Raw genomic sequence first — 19974 nt, 5'->3', positions numbered from 1 at the left:
GTCGCGTAGCGTTCCGTGTTGACGTCGTGCCAGGTGTAGGACGTGCCAACCAGCAGGTTCAGCTTGCCCGCGCCTGCGTCAAACGACTTGCCGCCGTAGATGGCCGCGCTGTAGCCGGACACGTCCGCCTTCGAGGCCAGGTCGTCAACACGGATCTTGCTGTCGGTGTAGCCGACCGCGCCGCCCACGCGCCAGCCGTTGCCCACCGCATGGTCGGCGCCGGCGAAGACGCCGCCGGTGTGCTGACGGACTTGCGCAGTGTTGTCGGTGGCGTTCTGCGTTTGCCAGTTGCCCACGAGCTCAGCCCAGGCGGGCTGCGCGTTCGACGAGGGCAAGGCGGACGCGGACAGCGTGCCGCCGGCTTGCGCCGTCGGTGCGCCAGGGCGCATGCCCGCGTTCAGGTTGGCGCGCAGGTGCGACAGCGGCAGCGTGCGCACGGTGTTGATGGAACCCATGAGGCTGGACGCGACGCTGGCGTGCGCTTCGCCCGACAGGCTGTTGAAGGCGGCAGCGGGTGCGCCTTCCGGCAAGGTCAGGATGTACTCGTGCAGCGCATTGCCCGACGGCAGGCTGTCCAGCGCGTTGGCCACGGCGCGCTGGTTGCCGGTGCGAGCGGCGTCCGCGAACGCGATCGGACGGCTAGGCGTTGCCGGGTCGCCTTGCACTTGCTTGCGACCGAGTTGCAGCGTGACGTCCTGCGCGCCGTAGCGCAACGCTGGGTCCAGGAACGCGTAGTTGGACGACACGGTGTTGAACTGGCCGTTGATGGCGCCCGCCGTCAGGATCGTGTACTGACGCGTGCTTTCAAAGCCGCCTTCCGGCCCGACGTGCACGACGGAACCGGCAAGGTTCGCCACGCCGTTCACCACCACGCGCGCGCTGGCGGACGAGGCCGGGTCAGCCGCCACTTGGTAGACCGAACCCGGCATGAACGTCAGGTCGCCCGCGACGTTCAGCGTGCCGTTGACGTTGCCCGGCGCAAGGATCGCGCCGCTTTGCAGCGTGGTCGCGCCCACCTGGCCCGCGCCTTGCAGCAGCGCGCCGTTGGCCAGCGTCAGCGTGCCGCCGAGCTTGCCGGTTGACGCGATGTTCAAGACGCCCGATTGCACCAGCGCGTTGCCGGTGTAGGCGCTGCCGTCGCCCGACACGGTGAGCATGCCCGCGCCGGTCTTGGTCACGTCACCGCTGCCGGTGATGGCGCCAGCCAGGCCGAACGTCGTGCCGGACGCCACATCAATGCCGCTCGATCGCGTGATCGACACCGCGCGGTTCGTATCGAAGCTGGCCGTCGTGGCCAGCACGCCGCCGCTTAGCGTCAGGCCGCCTGCGGCTGCGCCCAGGTTCGCGTCCTTCGCCACCGACAAGGCGCCCAGGCGCACATCGGTGCCGCCGGTGTAGGTGTTGTCTGCGGTCAGCACCAGCGTGCCGTAATCGGTCTTGGCCAGCTTGCTGGCGCCGGTCAGGCGGGATGCGATGGTGCCGGTCGTGGCGGCGTCCGCACTTGATCCCGCTCCCACGCGGATGATGCTCTCGCCGCCAGACCCTTGCAGCGCGATGTCGTCGCCTTGGATGCGGTAGCCGTCAGTGACGATCTGCATGCCGGTGACGCCGATTGCGCCGGCCGAGTTGTCGACCGTGACCGTGCCTGTCGTGCCTTGGAAGATGGCGAACGTGGGGTTGGGCTGGAACACGCCGTTCAGCGTGCCGTCCATGTTGGCCCAGTTGCGGCCATCGGCGCGCCACGTGCCCGAGCCGCCGTCGATAACGCCGTTGTCGTGGCGGGCGGTATTGCTGCCGTCCCAGAAGCTCAGCGTGGCGCCGGACGTTGACGCCAGGTTGACCTGGCCACGCACCGCGGTTTGCAGCGTCAGCGCGCCGGCGGCGACGCCAGCCGGCGTGGCGCCCACGGTCAAGCCGTTGTCCACCAGGTTGCCGCCGTAGTCGAACAGGCGATAAATGCCCGCGCCAAACCCGCCGCTATCGGTCACGTTCAAGGTGCCGGCCAAGGTCAGGTTGCCGCCCACATTAAACAAGGCCGAGGCCGGGGTGGGCGCGCGGCCCAGTTCCACGTTGACCTGGGTGGCGCTATCCAGCGTCAAGTCGCCGCCAATGGAAAGCTGGGACCCTTGCTCGGCGAGCAGCACGCCGCCTGCCAGCGTGGCGTTGCCCGTGATACGGCCACCGTTGAACAGCGTGCCGCCACCGCTGATCGCCGCATTGCCGTCCAGCTCGCCAGTAATGTACAGAAGCCCGCCCGTGATCGAAGCATCGCCGCCAAGCTTGTTCAACACCATCAGCGTGCCGGCTTGCACGTCGGTGCTGCCGGTGAAGGCGCTGCTGTCGGCCGTCAGCGTCAGCGCGCCCGTGCCGGTCTTGGTGAGCCGGCCTGCGCCAGACAGCACGCTGTCGTAAGAGGAGCCCGCCGTTTGATCAAAGTGCAACGTGGCGCCCGAGGCAATCATCGTATTGCCGGTGTAGCGTCCTGCGCGAGCCGTAAGGGTGCCCGCATCAACGCGCCAGTTCTGACCGCTGATGCCGGTCAACGTCAATTCGCCCGCGCCTTGCTTGACCATCGAACCGTTGCCGGAGATATAGCCGGCGTAGCTGGCATCGGTGGCCTGTTTGAACACGACAGAGCCTTCGTTCGCCAGGTCTCCTCGCACAGAGGCCGCATCGCCCACCAGCGTGCCGGCTAGCACTTGCGTGTTGCCGTAGCTGTTGGCGCCCGTCAGCGTCAAGGTGCCTGCGCCCAGCTTTTGCAGGGTGCCCGTGCCGCCGATGGCGCCTTGCAAGCCCAGGGAGGTGCCTGCCGCCACCGTGATGGCGCCGGCCTGCGTCAGCGTGACGGCGCGCGCGGAATCAAAGCTTGCCGTAGTGGCGAGCGCGCCGCCATTGAACGTCAACCCGCCTGCGGCCGCGCCCAGATTCGCGTCGGACGACACGGACAAGGTGCCCGTGCGCACTTCGGTGCCACCGGTGTACGTGTTGTTGCCCGCCAGCACCAGCGTGCCGTAGTCGGCCTTCACAAGCTTGGACGCGCCAGTCAGGCTGGAGGCGATGGTGCCGGTGATCGCCGAGCCGGATGCCGCGCCCGAGCCCACGCGGACAATGGTTTCCGCACCGCCCGCCAACGCAATCGAATCGCCTTGAATCCGGTAGCCGCTGGTTGTGATCTGCATGCCCGTCACGCCCACGCCGCCAGCCGACGCGTCCACCGCCACGGTGCCTGCCGTGCCTTGGAACACCGCGAACGTCGGGTTGGGTTGGAAGCGGCCGTTGAGGGTGCCGTCTACGTTGGTCCAGTTCAGCCCATCCGTGCGCCACGTGCCCGCGCCGCCGTCGATGGCGCCGTTATCGTGCCGCGTGGTGTCGCCGCCGTCCCAGAAGCTCAGCGTGGCGCCCGCGGTGGACATCAGGTTGACCTGGCCGTTGACCGCGGTCTGGATGCGCAAGTCATTGGCGGTGATGCCGGTGGGGGCGGTGCCGATGGCCAGCGTGTTGTCGGTCAGCGCGCCGCCATAGTCGAACAGGCGGTACACGCCCGCGCCGAATGCGCCCTGGTCGGTGATGTTCAGCGTGCCGGCCAAGACCAGGTCGCCGCCCACATTGAACAGCGCGTTGGCCGGGGCGCGGCCCAGCGCCACGTTGACCCGGCTGGCGCTATCCAGCGTGAGGTCGCCGCCGATCTTCAACGTTTTGCCTTGCGTGCCTTGCAGGATGCCGCCCGTCAACGTGACGTTCTGGCCGATGGTGCCGGCGCCAGACAGGATGACGTTGTTGCCAATGGCGGCGTTGCCGCTCAAGGTGCCGTTCACATGCAGGCGGCCGCTGGTCACATTCGCATCGCCGCCGAGTTTGTTGGTGACGATCAGCGTGCCGCTCGTGACGTTCGTGGTGCCGGTGAACGCGCTGCTGTCCGCGTTCAGGCTCAGCATGCCCGCGCCGGTCTTCTCGAACGTGCCGCTGCCGGACAACTTGCCCGCGTAGTCGGCATCGGTGGCTTGGTTGAAGCGCAGGGTACCGGCAGCGCCGATGGTGGCGTTGGCCGAGTACCGGGTCACGTCGCTGACGAGCGTGCCTTGCTCGATGTTCCAGTTCAGCGTGTTCAGGCCATTCAGCGTCAATATGCCCGCGCCGCGCTTGGTGATGGCGCCGGTGCCGAGCAGCATGCCGGACACGCTGTCATCCCACGCTTGATCAAAGATGACCGTGCCGGCGTTCTGCAAATCGCCGCGAATGGATGCGCTGTTGCCGATCAGCGTGCCGGCTTGCACTTTCGTGCTGCCGTAGGTGTTGGCGCCGGTCAGCTCCAGCGTGCCAGCGCCCTGCTTGATGAGAGCGCCCGAGCCCGATACGGTGCCGGTCAGGCCCAGCTGCGTGCCAGTCGCGACGTTGATGGCGCCGTCTTGCGTCAGCGCGATATTGCGGTTGGTGTTGAAGCTGGCCGTGGTGGCCAGCGTGCCGCCGACCATGGCCACGCCGGTGTTGGCGGCGCCCAGGTTGTTGTCGGCCGAGACCGACAGCGTGCCGAACTGAATGTCGGTGCCGCCGGTGTAGGTGTTGTTGCCGCCCAGCACCAGGGTGCCGTAGTCGGACTTGAACAGCTTGCTTGCACCGGTCAGTGATGCGTTGATGGTGCCGGTGAAGGCGCTGCTGGCCGGGGTGCCGTTGCCGACCCCTATCGTCGTCTGGCTGCCGCCTTGCATCGCGATGGAATCGCCTTCAATGACGTAGCCGTCCGTGCCGATCGTGATGCCTTTGACGCCGATTGCGCCCGCGCTGGCATCCACGGTCACGACGCCCGCCGCTCCCTTGAACGTGGCAAAGGACGGCGTTGTGAACGTGCCGTTCGTCGCGCCATCGGACGTGGTCCAGTTGCTGTTGCTGGCGTTCCAGACGCCCGAACCGCCGTTGACGGCGCCGTTGGTGTGCGAGCCGGCGGTGTTGCCATCCCAGTAGTCAAACACCGTGCCGACGGTGGACACCAGATTGATCTTGCCCCAGAGGAACTGTAGCGTCAGATTGCCCGCGCTGACCCCGGGGGGCATCGACCCGTAGCCCACTGAGCCAATCGCCGTCGTGCCGTAGTTGAACAGGTTGTAGACACCTGTGCCGAGTCCGCCCAGATCCGTCACATTCAGGGTGGCATTGTTGAGGGTCAGGGAGCCGCCCACATCGAACAAGGCGGCAGATGACCCCGCAGCGCCCAATGCCACATTGATCTGGACGTCCGATGCGTTCAGATTGCCACCGATCGTCAATGTCTGGCCTTGCGTCCCTTGCAAGGTGCCGCCCGACACGCCAACGTTTCCACTGATCGTGCCGGAACCCGCTAGCGTGGCGCCGGTAGACACGGTGACGTCGCCGCCTAACTTATTCGAGACGGTCAGTCCGCCGCTGGACACGGTCGTTGAGCCCGTAAAGGCGCTGCTATCGCCAGTCAATGACGCAACGCCAGTACCATTTTTAACGATGGTGCCGGCACCGCTGAAGGCGTTGCTGAGCGTTGCGTTGTTGGAACGGACCAGGACGACCTGGCCATTGTTCACGATGGCGCCCGAGCCAAGGCTGCCCGTCGTGCCGCCGGTTCCGAGTTGCAGGATGCCGCCCGACACGGTGGTGGTCCCTGCGTAGGTGTTGTCGGCCTGCAGCGCTAGGGTGCCCAATCCGCTCTTGGTCAAGCTGCCCGCACCCGATAGCACGCCACCGAGGATGAGCGCGTTGCTACCGGATACGGTCAGGCCACCGGGGGCCAACACCACCGCATTACTCAGGGTCAGGCTCGACGCGCCCGCTAGCAAGTCGCCGCCGTTGGCGGTCACCGCGCCGGGGCCCAGCGCCGCTGCGTTGTCGACGGTCAGCCGGCCGCCATTGAGCGTGGTGGTGGTGGTGGTGCCTGTCAGGACCGGGCCGGACAGGTTCCAGGTGCCGCTGGTGACGATCAGGTTGTTGAAGTTGACGTAGTTGGCGGAGGAAATGGAGCCCGAACCGGCGGTGCCGGAACCGCCACCGATGGCGTTTTGCAGCGTCAGGGTGTTGTTGCCGCCCACGCCGCCATCGACCAGGCCGGTTTTCGCGAACGCCATTGTCGTCGAGTTCTGAACCGGAATGGCATCCATCAGGCCGGGGCCTTGATCCACCCATGAGCCCGTAATCGCGGTGAATTTGTTCGGGCCTTTCCCGGCGCCCAGAGACACGCCGCCCACGATTGTGCCGGCGTTGGTGAATGTGTTGCCGACCGCCGATGCTTCGAACGCCACGCGGCCGAGAATGGTGCCGGTGTTCGTCATGCTGACTTGGCCGCCGCCCGAGATCGCCACGACAGGCGCATCGGCGGTCGCCATAGAAATCCCCAGCAGGGGCATCGATGAAATGGTCCCCGAATTGGTGACCGTCGTGGTGCCGAAGGCGCCGTTCTGGATATTCAGCGCCACGCCCTGAACAGTAGGCAGGTTGACGCCCAGCACCCCCACGGTACCTTTGATAACTCCCAGGTTTGTGACGCTCACAATGCTGTTGTTGGCATTCCCGATGGTGACGCCAGAGGCCAACATTGTGCTGGGGTTCCCCGACGGCTGAACCGTGCCGAGGTTAGTAAACCGTGTGTTGTTGCCGCTCAACGTCAAGGCACTTGGATCGCCCAGTATCACGTTGACCTCCGCGCCGGAGGCCACCATGACATTCATATTGCTGACGGACGAATTGAGGGTGAAGTTGAAGCCCGTGCAGATGACCGTCGCGCCCGTGCTAAATCCCGGGCTGCACGTAGCCTGCGCCGCAGGCAAATAGCCGAATAATCCGCACACCGCCGCCATGGCGACCACCAGGCTGCGCTTGCGCGGCATGCTGCGTGGTTGTGGCCCTGCAATGTGGCCTGCTGCTCCACGGGTAGTGCTCTTGCCCCTGACCCTTGCGGTTTCTGGCGCGGCGACCCAGGCGCCCAGGGACGGATTCCAAATGGAGCAGAAGGTTTTATTCATAGCAGCCTATTAATGGGAGGCGTAGGCTGCTCCCCTTGAGTCAGCCCGGTTGTATCGGATTATTACGCAACATTTTAAATCCTGTAACAAATTTTAGAAATAACTGAAACTGGGTAGTTACATGAGCGCCACACTGGCGTAATGCCGTCACACCGATGTCTTAAATCGGGGTAAGCAGCGGTTCCCCGGCATACAGGCGGCGGGCGTTTTCCAGGAACTTGTCCACCATTAGCTGCATGGCCTCGGGCGACCAGCCGGCCACATGCGGCGTCAGCACCAGGTTGGTCAGATCCGCCAGTCCTGCGGGCAACAGCGGTTCGCCTTCGTAAACATCCAGCGCCGCGCCGGCAATCGTTTGTTCGCGCAGCGCGCGTTCCAGCGCGGCCGTGTCCACCACGCTGCCGCGTGCGATGTTGATCAGGTAGCCGTTCGCGCCCAGCTGCGCGAGGACATTGGCGTTGATCAGGTGATACGTCGAATCGCCGCCGGGGATGGCGACGAGCAGCACGTCGGCCCACTGCGCCAGTTCATCCAGCGTTGAAAAGTACCGGTGTGTTGCGCCCGCGCGGGGGCGGCGGTTGAAGTAGCCGATCTCCATCTCGAACGCCAGCGCGCGCGTCGCCACCTTTTCGCCAATGCCGCCCAAGCCCACGATGCCCAGCTTCTTGCCCGACACGTTCGGCGGCAGCGGCACCTGGGTGCGCCAGACGCCTTGGCGCGTGAGCTGATCCAGGCGGGGAATGCCGCGGATGACGGCAATCATCAGCCCCATGGCGTGGTCCGCCACACAGCTGTCATTGGTGCCCGCGCCGTTGGCGACTTGCACGCCGCGCAGCCTGGCATGCGCCAGGTCGATCTTCTCGTAGCCCGCGCCCATCGAATAAATCATTTTCAGATTGGGCAGCGCGTCGATCTGTTGCGCAGTCAGGCCGATGGCGCCGATCGTCAGAACGACGTCAACGCGTGCGGCGTGCGCGGCGACGGCTTGCCCGTACTGTTCCGGCGTGGGCGCGAAGATCACCTCGAAGTGCTGGGCGATCTGGTCCCGGTCGGCCTGCGTGACCGGGTTCATGATGATGAGGAGGGGGGGCGAAGGCTGCATGCGGAGTCGGAGAGGCGAAGTGGGGGGCAAAATTCGGAAGGCGGAATGTTCGGAATGCGGAATGCGGAATGGGAAATGCACCCTAGAGTTCGGTGTGCCGCGCCACCAGGCCCACGCGCACATTGCTTAGGTGCCGCTGCATGGCCGCGCGCGCGGCCTCGGGGTTGCGGTCCAGGATGGCTTGCAGAATATCCATGTGCTCATCGCAACAGGGAATCAGCCGCTCGGGCGCGCCGTTCTGATCAAAGCAGCGCGCCTTGATGCGCAGGTCGTGAATAGCCTGCGCCATCAAGCGGTTGCCGCTGGCTGCTGCAATGCTGTCGTGCAGCAGGTTGTCGACGCGGTGATTCTCTTCATGGGTGGAATGCTGGCGGCGTTTGATCTCGCTGACCTGCTCAAGAATCGCGGCGGCCTGCTCGGGCGTCATGCGCGTGGCGGCGGCGGCGGCGGCATCGCCTTCCAGCAGCAGGCGCATCTGAAAAATCTCGAGATACTGGCGCAGCGTGGGCTCGGGCACGATCAATTGCCCGCGCGCCGTGCGCACCGCGAAGCCGCCGCCAATCAAGCGGCTCATTGCTTCGCGCAGCGGCGTGCGCGACACGCCCAGCGCACTGGCCAGATTGCGTTCCTGTAAGGGCTGGTTGATGGGCAGCTGGCCCAGCTGGATCATGTCCAACAACGTCGAATAGGCTTCATCGACCAGATCGCGTGAGTCATCAGCGGCGCTGGTGGCAACCGGTGCGGCCGCGCGTGCGGGGCGTTCCATGGCAGGGGTGGGTGGCATAGGAATCACGGAAGCAGAAGAGGGAAGATGGGGAAGTTCGGATCGGCGCGCAGCTCGCGTTCGCGAGTGTCCAGCCATTGCGTATCAGAGCGCAAGCGTTCTATGGCGGCGGCGGCATCCATCGCTTCGAATCGCAGCGGCTGCCCCGGCCGCATCTGCGCCAGGCGCGGCAGGTCGGCGCTGATGACGGTGGCAATCTTGGGGTAGCCGCCGGTGGTTTGACGGTCATTCATGGCGATCAGAGGCTGGCCCGCGCCAGGGATCTGGATGCTGCCTGCCGCGATGGGGTCGGTGATGATATCAGCGCCCTGGGCGTGCACGATGGCGGGACCGTCCAGGCGCAAGCCCATGCGGTCGGACTGCGGCGCCAGCCGATAGGTGGCGTTCAAAAAGCGGCGGATCTCGCTGGCGGAAAAGTGATCTTGCTGCGGCCCAAGGATGACGCCGATGGGCGCATCGCGATAGAACCACGCGGTGTGGCGCAACGGCACCCAGCGCCGCTGGAACGGCGCGCGGGCGCGGCCGATGGGCAGGATGTCATCGCGCTTGACCGCCCGGCCTTCGATACCGCCCATGGCCGCGCGCGTCAGCGTGGATGCGCTGCCCAGCACCGGGTCCACGGCGATGCCACCGCTTGCCGCCAGATAGCCGCGCATGCCGCGTTCGAGCGGCCCGATAGTCAAGAGGGCGCCGGCCGGCACGCGGTGCGACTGCCACGGCGCCAACGCGCGCGCCGGCAAGCCGCCCGCCGCCGACACATGCAGCGCGGCGCTGCCCGCAAACGCCAGGGTGCAGTCGGCATCCAGCACGCGCAGCCGGCCGCCCGTCACCGTGAATTCCAGCGCGGCAAGTTCAGCCGGGTTGCCCACCAGCGCATTGGCCAGACGCAGCGCGCCCGGGTCCATCGCGCCCGACGGCGGCACGCCCATGTGTTCATAGCCGGGCCGACCCATATCCTGCACCGTGGTCAGCATGCCGGGCGCAACGATGTGCAGCCGCGCGCTCATGAGGGGCCTCCTGTGCGCGGCTGCGGCCGGTAGGTGGGATCTGCATGCAAGGCGTCGATGTGCGCGAATTCGTCTTCGCTGATCGGCGTGAACACGATCTCGTCGCCCGCTTCAAACAGAAAGGGATTGGCATGGCGCAAGTCAAAACTGCGCCACGGCGTGCGCCCGATCAAATGCCAGCCGCTGGGGCCAGGCACCGAGGCGATGGCGGTTTGCTGGCCGCCTATGTTCACGCTGCCGGCAGGCGTATGCGCGCGCGGCATGGCGCGGCGCGGGGTGTGCAAGACGGGGTCCAGCCCGCCCAGATACGCAAAGCCCGGAAGAAACCCCACCATGAACACGCGGTACACCGGCTCGCTGTGGCGCGCGACGACCTGGGCGGGTTCTAGCTGATGACTTTCCGCCAGCGCGTGCAGGTCTTCGCCATGCCCGCCGCCGTAGCAGACGGGCACGTCCCAGCGGCGCGGCGTGGTGTGGATGGCGATGGCCGACGCGTCCAGGCAATGCGCAATCACTTCACGCACCGCGGCAGGGCTGATCGTCAGCGGGTCGAAGCGGATGCTGAGCGAGCGATAGGCCGGCACCACGCCCAGCACGCCGCGCGTCTTGCGCTGCTGCGCCCGCAACGCCTGCGCCAGCGCCAGCACGCGCGCATTGGTGTCAGAGTCGATGCGGTTGGCGAATTCGACCAGCAGCGTGCCATCGCCCGCCGCCAGAATGCGCGGCGCGTCGTCGCTGCAAGAGGAAGGCGTGGCGCTCGTCATGCTGCGGCGGAAAATTCCATGGCGTCGGTGGGGTGAAAGCCCCACGTCACGGCTTGGCCCGGTGTGCGCTCGGCAGCGTCGATGCCCAGCGGTGCATACGCCAGGATGACTTTGTCGTAGGCTTCGATGAACACTTTCCAGTGCAGGCCGCAGAAGGTGGCGGCGACGACGCGGCCCGTGTGACGCACGTCCGCGCCGCCCAGTTGGCTGCCCAAGCGCAGGTGTTCGGGCCGCACGCCCAAGGTGGCATCGGTACCGGCGCTTGCCGCCGGCAGAAAATTGCATTCGCCCAAAAAGCCCGCCACAAACGCGCTGGCCGGCTGGCGGTACAAGCCTTCCGGCGAACCGGCTTCGACGATGCGGCCTTGCTCCAGAATCACGATGCGGTCAGACAGGTTCATGGCCTCTTCCTGATCGTGCGTCACAAACACCACCGTCAGGCCCAGGTCTTGATGCAGGCGGCGCAGTTGCAGCTGGATGGCCTGGCGCAGGTTCTTGTCCAGCGCGCCCAGCGGCTCATCCATCAACAGGATGTCGGGCGTGAACACCAGCGCGCGCGCCAACGCCACGCGCTGTTGCTGGCCGCCCGACAGCGCGCCGGGCTTGCGGTCTTGCAGCGGCACAAGGCTCACCAGCTCCAACGCTTCGCCCACGCGGCGGCGAATGTCGTCTTCGTTCAAGCGCCGCATGCGCAAGGCGAAGGCCACGTTCTCGAACACGCTCATGTGCGGAAACAGCGCGTAGTTCTGAAACACCATGCCGATGTTGCGGTCCGAGATCGGCGTGTGCGTGACGTCGCGCCCGCCGATCTTCACCACGCCCGCGTCAGGCGTCTCGAAGCCCGCAATGATCTTCAGCAGCGTCGTCTTGCCCGAACCCGACGCGCCCAGCAGCGTGCAGAATTCACCGCGCGCAACCGTCAGGTCCACCGCGGGCAGCGCCACGGAATCTCCGTAGCGCTTGTGGATGCCGGTCATGACCAGTTCCTTGCCCTGGCGTTCCGGCGGGCGCTGCGGACGAATGTCGTAGGCAAGCGGCGTATCAGCGGTCTTGGTATCAGCGGTGTGCATATCAATCTTCCTTCTTCCTGCGCAGCAGCAGGTTGGCAAGCAGAATCAGCGCCGTTGCCCCAACCAGCAGGCAAGAGGCCGAGATCACAGTGGGGTCGAAGTCGTTGGCCAGGCCTTCGAACATGAGTTTGGGTAGCGTGCGGTTGCGGATGGTGGTCAGGAACAGCGCCATGACGACGTCGTCGAATGAGCTCACCAAGGCGAATACCGCGCCGCCGACCAGGCTGGGAATCAGCGCGGGCAACATCACCAGCCGGAACATTCTTGGCCACGACGCGCCCATGCCCAGCGCGGCCAGTTCCAGGTTCGGGTCCAGGCTGCGCAACGCGGCGCGCATGGTGATGTAGACGTAGGGCGCGGCCAGCACCGTGTGGCCCAGAATCACCGCCATCGAATTCGCCACCCAGCCAATGGGCGCAAACAGGTAGTACAGCGCCACCGCCGTGACGATGGCCGGCACCGACATCGGAATGATGAAGAAGGCATCCAGCCAGCCCTGGCGGCGCGCGGCCAGCCGGCTGACGCCCAGCGCGGCGGCCGTGCCAAGCACGGTGGCCAGCAGCGTCACCACCATGGCGATCTTGGTGCTGGAGGCCAGCGCCGCCAGCCACTTGCCGTCGGTGAAGAAGTTCTCGTACCAGCGCAGGCCATAGCTGGGCGGCGGAAAGATCGGGAAGTCCGTCGTGCCAAAGCTCATCGGAATCACGACGACGATGGGCAGCAGCAGGAAGATCGCGCAGGCCACGCCCAGCAGCGCCGCCACGCGCCCGCCTGGTGTGCGCCGGTAGCCCGTGTGGTTGCTGCCTTTGCCGGAGCTTGCGCTGATCAGGTTGTTCAGGCCGAAGAGACGGTTGAACAGCCATAGCGACAGCAGCACCGTCACCAGCAGCACGCCGGCCAGCGCCGACGCCAGCCCCCAATTCAGTTCTTCGGTAATGTTGTGCGAGATGAGTTCGGCCGCCATGCGCTGGGCAGGGCCGCCCATCAGCGACGGCGTGATGTAGTAGCCCACCGCGTTCATGAACACGATGATGCCGCCTGCGACCGCGCCGGGACTTGTCAGCGGCAGGATGACGCGGCTGAAAATGCCCGCGGACCCCGCGCCCAGGCTCTGCGCGGCCTGCACCAGGCTGCCGTCCAGCGAGCGGAACGACGCATACAACGGCAACACCACAAACGGCATGAGCACATGCGTCATGCCGACCATCACACCCGTGAAGTTGTACAGAAACGCCATGGGCTGATCCAGAATGCCCACGGTGGTCAGCAGCGTATTGAGCGGCCCGTTCTTGCCCAGCAGCGCAATCCAGGCCGACGTGCGCACCAGGGCGCTGGACCAGAAGGGCAACAGCACGGCAAAGAACAGCACGCGCGCCACGGTCGGCGACACCGTCGCCATCAGATAGGCCAGCGGATAGCTCAGCACCACGCAAGACACGGTGACGGCCGCGGCAATCGTGAAGGTGTTGCCCAGCACGATGCGGTAGATCGGGGTGTCCAGCAGATGCCGGTAATGCGCCAGCGTCAGGCCGCCGTCCTCGCCCTTGAACCCATTGCTGAGCAGACCCGCAATGGGGCCGGCGAAAAACAGCAACAGGAACAACAGCAGCGGCAATGCGGCAAGCGCCGCCACGCGGCCGCGCCGGCGAGCGGCGGCCGGACGAAGTCGGGCGGCGGGCAGGGGGAGGGCGTCGGTGCTCGTAGTCATGGCAGGGGGACGCCGGCGCGCACGCCGGCGTCTGGGTAAGGAGGGTGGCGGATCAGCGGGCGCGGACCTGGTTGTAGCGCTCGGTGATGGCGGGGCCGTTTGCGTCCCAGAATTCCGAGTTCAGGAAGATGCTGTTCTTCAGGCGCTCGGTGGTCGACGGCAGACGTTCCAGCCGCTTGGCGTCAATCAGGGGCAGCGCCGCTTCGGTCGTCGGGCCGTAGGCGATGTACTTGCTGAACTCGGCCTGGTTCTTGGGCTGGATCATGAAGTTCAAGAGCTTGATGGCCGCATCGCGGTTGGGCGAACCCTTGACGATGGCGAAGTAGCCGACTTGCGCAATGCTGTCGCCCCAGCCCATCGCAATCGGCAGGCCCGAGTCGATACCGGCCTGAAAGCGCCCGTTCCAACCCAGCGCCATCACGACTTCGCCGCTGCCCAGCGCGTTGACGGGCTCGGCGCCGCTTTTCCACCAGCGCGCCACATGCGGCTTGATGGCTTCGATCTTCTTGAAGGCGCGGTCCAGGCCTTCTTTGGTGGCCAGCACCTTGTAGACGTCGGCGGGCGCCACGCCATCGGCGATCAGCGCAGCCTCGATGACCGTTGCCGGGTCATCCTGCATCGTGCGCTTGCCGGGGAATTTCTCCACATCCCAGAAGTCGGCAAAGGTGCTGGGTTGCGGCTTGCCGGCGGGGAAGGCCTGTGTGGAAAAGCCGATGTTGGTCGAGAAGATTTCCGACGGCACGCCATAGTCGTTGCGTGCGTTGGCAATGACGTGATCCTGCTTGACCATGTCCGGCGTGATCTTTTCAAACACGCCCAGCTTGATGCCGCGCGTGAGGCGGGCGCTGTTCTCGGTCACGACGTCCCACGTGACCGACTTGGTGTCGATCATGGCGCGGATCTTCGCCACTTGCGGGTCGGTGTCCTCGTGGATGGTGATGCCGCTTTCCTTCGAGAACGGCTTGAGCCACGCGTCACGGATGGCGCCCTGGTAATTGCCGCCCCAGCTTGCGAAATTGAGTTCGGCGGCTTGCGCCACGCCTGTGGCCATTGCCAACGTGGCGGCGACGGCGCACGTGACATTCTTCCATTTGAGATGCATTGCTTGGACTCCGTTCGAGAAGAAAAACGCGATGGGCAGACCTGCCCCGATCCTGGGCATATCGCCTCAGCAAGTCCTTGGCATGCAAATTGCATGCCAACGGTATGCCAAACATCGACATTCGCTTTTTTTCGGAGTCCCACACATGTACGACGTAGACCTCAATTCCGACCTGGGAGAGAGCTTTGGCCCCTACAAAATCGGCGCGGACGAGGCCATGCTGGACCTCATCACATCGGCCAACGTGGCCTGTGGATTTCACGGTGGCGATGCTTCCGTCATGCACCAAACGGCGGCATCCGCCCTAAAACGGGGCATAGATGTGGGCGCGCATCCGGGCTTTAACGACCTGTGGGGATTTGGCCGGCGCAAGATCACCGGCGATAGCCCGCAAGCGATTGGCGACATGATTGCGTACCAGATCGCCGCGATGCAGGGCATGGCGCGCGCGGCGGGGCATCGCGTGTCGCATGTGAAGCTGCATGGCGCGCTGGCCACGCAGGCCTTCGAAGACCGCGCGCTGTCGGAAGCGTTGACGTGGGCCATGCGCGCGCTGGACCCGGACCTGGTGCTGGTGTGCACGCCGCATAACGAAACCGAGCGCGCGGCGCGGCGGGCGGGCATCCGCGTGGCGTGCGAAGTGTTTGCGGATCGGCTCTATGGCGACAACGGCCTGACGCTGCCGCGCAGTGAACCGGGCGCGGTCATCCATGACCCGGTGGCGGCGGTCGCGCAGGCGATGCGCATGGTGCGCGAACAGGCGATACGGACGGTGGGCGGCAAGGTGGTGGCGATGCCGGTGCACACGATCTGCGTGCATGGGGACAACCCGCAAGGCGTCGCCATTGCGCAGGCCGTGCGCGATGCGCTGCTGGCCGAAGGCGTGCGCCTGCGGCCGATTTCGCAGCTGGACTTTCAGTAGGAGGCACCGCCACGCAGCGCGCGTCGTTGATAGGGGATTCTTTAGAAAGGCGCGTCTTTCTGCGCCTGCTTGATCAGCGCCTTCAGCACGCTGGCAAAGCGCCGCGCGGTGCTGGACAGCGGGCTGCTGGCCGAATGCAGCAGGTGAATCGCATGGCCCAGCGCCGGGTCAGTCGGCAGCAGCACGAAGTCTTTGCCGAAGCTTGGGTGATAGCCGAACGACTCGATCAACGCCACGCCCACGCCTTGGCGCACCAACGCCAGCGCTTCGGGCGTCGAGCGAATTTCAATTTGCGGCTGCACCGGCACCGGGCCGGAATTCAGAAAGCGGCTGGCCAGCCGCCCAAATGGCGTGTCCGCGCCGTAGCCGATCAGCAGATGCCCTTGCAGGTCTTCCGCGCGCACGCGGCTGCGCGCCGCCAGCGGATGGCCGCGCGGCACTGCACAACCCAGCCAGCCCTGGCCGATTTCTTCACTGACGATATTGGCGTTGACCGGGGGCGGCATCGAGGCCAAGCCAAAGTCGGCCTGACCCAGCAGCAGGTGCGGCAACAGCGCATCAAAGGCCAGCGGCCGGTAGCGGATGGGCGTGTCGGGGTGGCGTTCACGAAACTTCTGGATGGCGTGCGGAATCAGCCATTCGCTGAAGCTGGGGCTGGACACCAGGCTGACCGTGCCGGCCGACCCTGCGCCCAACGCGCCCGCCAGGGCGTTGAAGCGGTTGACGCGGCCGAAGATTTCTTCGGCCTCGGCGTACAGCCGCCGCGCTTCCGGCGTGGGATGCAGCCGGCCTTTGACGCGTTCAAACAGCTGGTAGCGCAAGCGGTTTTCAGCGGAGGCCAGCACGCGGCTCACGGCGGGCTGCGTCACGGACAGCATGCGGCCGGCTTCGCTTAACGAACCGGTCAACATCACCGCGTGGAAAACCTCGATCTGGCGAAGCGTCAGGGCTCCGGGCGCCGAAGGGAGGGGGCCGGCCATGGGAAGGAACGTCCGCAAAGGAAAAGGGTGGCTGCCATTTTATGGCCTGGCCGGGTCGCGCGGCGTGTCCGCCACGCGCGCGCCATGACGTTTTGCGCGTAGCCCATAACTAAATGCACAGTCCTTGGCAGTTTGTCCGCGTGCGGTGCTGCGGTCAGAACCCTTTGTTTTCAACGGTTTCCAGCGGATTTCCCCCGTCGCTGCACGCGATTTTCTGCGCCACGGGACGGCTTCCCGGCGCGCGCGCCGCGCGGCATGCTGCCAGCAACTTCCCTTTCACCCTCCAGGAACGCCTTATGTCCCGCATCGTCACTGTCGCCGCCGCCCAGTTGGGTCCCATTCAACGTGCCGAGGGGCGCGAGGGGGTGATCGGCCGCATGCTCCGATTGTTGGAGCGCGCGCACCAGCGGGGCGCGCAGGTGGTGGTGTTTCCCGAGCTGGCGCTGACGACGTTTTTCCCGCGCTGGTACTGCGAAGACCTGGACGAGGCCGACGCCTGGTTCGAACCCAGCCTGCCGTCGCCCGCCACGCAGCCGCTGTTTGACGCCATCAAGCGCTTTGGCGTGATGGTGTATCTGGGCTACGCCGAGCTGGCGTGGGAACCGGACGAGCAGGGCATTGTGCGCAAGCGCCGCTTCAATACGTCGGTTGTCATCGCGCCCAACGGCGAGATCGTGCTGAAGTACCGCAAGGTCCACCTGCCGGGTCACGCGGAATTTGCCGAGCACCGCCAGGTGCAGCATCTGGAAAAGCGCTATTTCGAAGTGGGCAATCTGGGCTTTCCGGTGGTGCGCGCACCCGTTGCGCCGGGCGTGGACGCCAACCTGGGCATGCTGATCTGCAATGACCGGCGCTGGCCGGAAGCGTGGCGCGTGCTGGGTTTGCAGCAGGTGGAGCTCGTCATGCTGGGCTACAACACGCCCAGCCGCAATCAGGACAACCGCGGCTTTGAAGCGCACCACCTGCGCGTGCTGCACTCGCATCTGTCGATTCAGGCGGGCTGCTACCAGAACGCCACCTTCGCCGCCGCCGTCGCCAAAGCCGGCACCGAAGACGGCCACGAGCTGCTGGGCCATTCCATCATCGTCAATCCGCAAGGCGAAATCATCGCCATGGCCGCCACCTGGGACGACGAACTGATCGTTGCCGACTGCGATCTGGATCTGTGCGAGCTGGGCCGCAACACCGTCTTCAACTTCGCCAAACACCGCCGCCCCGAAGCGTATACCCGCCTGGTCGAACAGACCGGCAGCGTGGCCCCCGCCGTGTGGACGCCGTCGGTCTGACGCGCGCCCCAATCGACTCTTTCTCTGGATTGAACCTGCCTCATGACCGCGACGCTACTGCCTCCGACCATCGAACATGAAATGCTGGGCACGATGCGCGTGCCCGGCTACGCCGACGTCACCGCTGCCGCCGAGCGCCTGGCCCCCCATGTGCGCCGCACGATGCTGCTGCGCTCGCCCGTGCTGGATGAGCGCGCGCAAGCGCCCATCTGGCTGAAGCTGGAAAACCTGCAAGTCACCGGCTCGTTCAAGGCGCGTGGCGCGTTCAACGCACTGCTGAATATGGATGCCGCGCAACGCGCGCGCGGCGTGGTGGCGTACTCAACCGGCAACCACGGGCAGGCGGTGGCATGGGCCAGCCGTTGCCTGGGCGTGCCTGCGACCATCGTGATGCCGGTGGATGCGCCAGAGAACAAGGTGGAAAAGGCGCTGCGCCATGGCGCGAAGGTTGTGCGGTATGACCGCCTGCGCGAAAGCCGAGAAGCCATCGGCATGCGGCTGCTGGCCGAAACCGGCGCGACCTTGCTGCCGCCGGGCGATCACCCCGATGTGCTGGCGGCGCAAGGCACGCTGGCGCTGGAAGCCTTGCAAGACCTGCCCGCGGCCGCACGCGAAAACCTGGGCCTCTTCGCCACGCCTTGCGGCGGGGGCGGCATGGCGGCGGGGTGTTCGCTGGTGTTGCGCGAGCTGGCGCCGCAGGCCCGCATGGTGGCGGTGGAACCCCGTGAGTACGACGACACAGTGCGGTCCCTGGCGTCCGGCAAGCGCGAAAGCAATCCGGCCGGCGCCAAGACGATTTGCGATGCGTTGCAAGCCGCGACGCCAGCTGAACTGCCCTATGCGATCAACAGCCGTAGCCTCAGCGCGGCGGTGTCGGTCAGCGATGCCGAAGTTGCCGCCGCGATTCGTTTCGCACTGGATGAATTGCGTCTGGTCGTGGAACCGGGCGGCGCGGTGGCGTTGGCCGCCTTGCTGGCGGGCCATATCTCGGCCGACGGCCGCGACGCCGTCATCGTGCTGTCGGGCGGAAATATCGATTTGCCCTTGTTGCGACAGATCGCGCTGGAGTAATTGTTCGCGCCGGGCTCCCGGTTGACGGGAGCCGCAAGGACTCTTGCCATGCAGTACCGCAGTACCGCAGTACCGCAGTACCGCAGTACCGCAGTACCGCAGTACCCGCGCCAGACGCAGAGCTGGCGTGGAAACACCCATAACAGTCCAAGGAAGAAAACCATGTCCACGTACCAAAGCAGCGCCAAGCGCTGGCTCGCCGCGGCGAGCGCCGTGCTGAGCCTGACGGCGGCGTCCGCCGCGCAGGCCGCCTACCCCGAGCATCCCGTCACCATCATCGTGCCGTTCAACACCGGCACTACGCCCGACATCGTGTCGCGCCTGCTGGCCGCCGAAATGGCCAAGCAGACGGGCGGCAACTTCGTGGTGCAGAACCGCACGGGCGCCTCCGGCATCATCGGCACGCAGGCGGTGGCCAACGCCACGCCCGATGGCTACACGATCGGGTTCGCCAACGTGGCCACGTTGGCCATCAACCAGGGCCTGTACGCCAAGCTGCAATACGACGCCGACAAGCAATTGGCGCCCGTGGCGTTGACCGGTTCCGTGCAGAACATCCTGGCCGTGCGCCCGGGCTTGAACGTCAAGAGCGTGGCCGACCTGATTGCACTGGCCAAGAAGGAGCCGGGCAAGCTGGTGGTGTCGTCTGGCGGCAACGGCACGACGGGGCACCTGAGCGCCGCCATGTTCAGTTCGATGGCGGGCGTGGAATTCATGCACGTGCCGTACAAGGGCGGTGTCGAGGCGGACCTGGCCGTGCTGCGGGGCGAAGCCGATCTGGTGTTCGACAACATCTCGTCCATCGCGTCGTTCGTGGACCAGGGCAAGGTCGTGCCGCTGGCCGTGACCGACCTGCAACGTGATCCGTCCATGCCTGCGCTTGCCACGATGGACGAGCAGGGCTTGAAGGGCTATCGCGCGGTGGCGTGGACAGGGTACGTGGCGCCCGCCGGCACCGACCCGAAGGTGCTGGACTACCTGAACGCCGCGATGAACAAGGCGCTGCAATCGCCCGACGTGCAGGAAAAGCTGAAGAGCCTGGCCTATGTGCCGAACATCGGCCCGCGCCAGCAGTTGTTTGACCGCGCGCATGCCGAACGCCCGGTGTGGGCGCAGGTGATCAAGCAAGCCAACGTGAAGATCGACTGACCGCCATGCCCCAGAACGCCGTGACCCAGAACGCCGTGATCCAGAACGC

Annotated in this window: 13 protein-coding genes and 1 pseudogene; 4 read left to right on the top strand and 10 right to left on the bottom strand. The window is 65.9% G+C overall.

Annotated features, from left to right (window positions below; genetic code table 11):
* The 9 genes and pseudogenes from AC1DB0_RS19120 to AC1DB0_RS19080 form a co-directional block, all read right to left on the bottom strand.
* On the bottom strand, nt 1-6845 hold a 6845-nt coding region (locus tag AC1DB0_RS19120; RefSeq protein WP_476758719.1), incomplete at its 3' end, for an autotransporter-associated beta strand repeat-containing protein.
* A gap of 30 nt (nt 6846-6875) precedes the next feature.
* A pseudogene (locus AC1DB0_RS19115) lies at nt 6876-6980 on the bottom strand (ESPR domain-containing protein); the annotation flags it as partial.
* A gap of 160 nt (nt 6981-7140) precedes the next feature.
* Complete coding sequence (locus tag AC1DB0_RS19110; protein ID WP_476758483.1) at nt 7141-8082, bottom strand: 2-hydroxyacid dehydrogenase; 942 nt, start codon at nt 8080-8082, stop codon at nt 7141-7143.
* Between the two features lie 82 nt (nt 8083-8164).
* On the bottom strand, nt 8165-8866 hold the full coding sequence (locus AC1DB0_RS19105; protein ID WP_476758482.1) for a GntR family transcriptional regulator: 702 nt from the start codon (nt 8864-8866) through the stop codon (nt 8165-8167).
* A 5-nt stretch (nt 8867-8871) separates the two neighbouring features.
* Nucleotides 8872-9873, bottom strand: a complete 1002-nt coding sequence (locus AC1DB0_RS19100) for a 5-oxoprolinase subunit C family protein (protein ID WP_476758481.1) — start codon at nt 9871-9873, stop codon at nt 8872-8874.
* Entirely contained in the window at nt 9870-10637 is a 768-nt protein-coding gene (gene pxpB / locus AC1DB0_RS19095; RefSeq protein ID WP_476758480.1) for a 5-oxoprolinase subunit PxpB, read from the bottom strand. Before pxpB ends, AC1DB0_RS19100 begins: the two co-directional genes overlap by 4 nt.
* Complete coding sequence (locus AC1DB0_RS19090; RefSeq protein ID WP_476758479.1) at nt 10634-11707, bottom strand: ABC transporter ATP-binding protein; 1074 nt, start codon at nt 11705-11707, stop codon at nt 10634-10636. The genes pxpB and AC1DB0_RS19090 overlap by 4 nt, the downstream gene beginning before the upstream one ends.
* A gap of 1 nt (nt 11708) precedes the next feature.
* Nucleotides 11709-13415: an ABC transporter permease subunit gene (locus AC1DB0_RS19085; RefSeq protein WP_175170204.1), complete on the bottom strand. Its 1707-nt coding sequence runs from the start codon at nt 13413-13415 to the stop codon at nt 11709-11711.
* 52 nt (nt 13416-13467) lie between these two features.
* The gene (locus AC1DB0_RS19080; protein ID WP_254600586.1) at nt 13468-14517 is read right to left on the bottom strand and encodes an ABC transporter substrate-binding protein; all 1050 of its coding nucleotides are present in this window, start codon (nt 14515-14517) and stop codon (nt 13468-13470) included.
* Between the two features lie 145 nt (nt 14518-14662).
* Between AC1DB0_RS19080 and AC1DB0_RS19075 the strand changes: the two genes are divergently transcribed.
* The gene (locus AC1DB0_RS19075) at nt 14663-15439 is read left to right on the top strand and encodes a LamB/YcsF family protein (RefSeq protein ID WP_476758478.1); all 777 of its coding nucleotides are present in this window, start codon (nt 14663-14665) and stop codon (nt 15437-15439) included.
* Nucleotides 15440-15480: 41 nt separating this feature from the next.
* Here the strand turns inward: AC1DB0_RS19075 and AC1DB0_RS19070 are convergent, their stop codons facing one another.
* Entirely contained in the window at nt 15481-16419 is a 939-nt protein-coding gene (locus AC1DB0_RS19070; protein WP_454669729.1) for a LysR family transcriptional regulator, read from the bottom strand.
* A 296-nt stretch (nt 16420-16715) separates the two neighbouring features.
* On the opposite strand from AC1DB0_RS19070, the gene AC1DB0_RS19065 reads away from it, so the two are divergent.
* The 3 genes from AC1DB0_RS19065 (at nt 16716) to AC1DB0_RS19055 (ending at nt 19925) form a co-directional block, all read left to right on the top strand.
* The gene (locus tag AC1DB0_RS19065) at nt 16716-17705 is read left to right on the top strand and encodes an N-carbamoyl-D-amino-acid hydrolase (protein WP_054422910.1); all 990 of its coding nucleotides are present in this window, start codon (nt 16716-16718) and stop codon (nt 17703-17705) included.
* A gap of 42 nt (nt 17706-17747) precedes the next feature.
* Entirely contained in the window at nt 17748-18776 is a 1029-nt protein-coding gene (locus tag AC1DB0_RS19060) for a threonine ammonia-lyase (protein WP_082387040.1), read from the top strand.
* Between the two features lie 162 nt (nt 18777-18938).
* Entirely contained in the window at nt 18939-19925 is a 987-nt protein-coding gene (locus AC1DB0_RS19055) for a Bug family tripartite tricarboxylate transporter substrate binding protein (protein ID WP_175170200.1), read from the top strand.
* The last annotated feature ends 49 nt before the right edge of the window (nt 19926-19974 follow it).

It is taken from the genome of Achromobacter sp. 10T422 (genome assembly GCF_056394065.1).
Note: the sequence above shows the minus strand (reverse complement) of the source record. Positions and strands in the feature narration are given on the sequence as shown.